At 65.1% G+C, this 744-nt stretch carries 1 protein-coding gene; it reads right to left on the reverse strand.

Annotation, left to right across the window (positions count from 1 at the left end; translation table 11 throughout):
* Positions 1-744, reverse strand: a 744-nt coding sequence (locus NN5_RS24805; RefSeq protein ID WP_157081341.1) for an aldehyde dehydrogenase family protein, incomplete at both ends; no start/stop codon positions are given.

Here is a 744-nt window from a genome sequence, read left to right on the forward strand (position 1 = left end):
TCAGCGCAGCGACGACATCGTCATAAATCGATTCGTGCAGCAGGAGCCTGCTGGTCGATCCGCATGATTGGCCCTGCCACGAAAAGTTCATACCGGCGATTGCGGCGTCGATTACGGTCGCTGGATCCACGTCGGGGAAGGCGATCAGCGGGTTCTTTCCGCCCAGCTCCAGCGTGACGTGCTTGACCGCGCTCTCTGCGGCCATCCGCTGAATCGCCATGCCGGTCTCGACCGAACCGATAAACGCGATCCGCTTGACACCGGGATGGCGCACCAGCGGCGCGCCCGCGCCCACTCCGGTACCGGTGACGATATTGAACACGCCCGGCGGCAGCGCCTCGCGCGCGATCTCGGACAGGATCAGCGCGGAAAGCGAGCTCGTCTCGGGCGGCTTTACCACTACCGAATTGCCGGCCATCAGCGCGGCCGCGGTGCGCGCGGTGGAGAACATCACCGGATGGTTGAAGGGTACAATGCGAGCCACCACGCCATAGGGCTCGCGCACCGTGAAGTGGAGATTGTCCGGCGTCGCGGGAATGGTTTCTCCCTTCAGCTCATAAGCCAGGCCGGCATAATAGTTGATCCCTTCCACGCCGGTGCGCACGTCGCCGCGCATCGGCGCGATCGTGTTGCCGGTATCGCGAACCTCGACCTCGAGCAGCTCGTCGGCACGCTCGAGGATCTTGCGCCCGAACGCGCGAAGCGCCTCGGCACGCGCGGCGACGCCGATACCGTTCCACGCCT

Origin of the sequence: Novosphingobium naphthalenivorans NBRC 102051 (assembly GCF_001590985.1) — a bacterium.
GTDB lineage: Bacteria > Pseudomonadota > Alphaproteobacteria > Sphingomonadales > Sphingomonadaceae > Novosphingobium > Novosphingobium naphthalenivorans.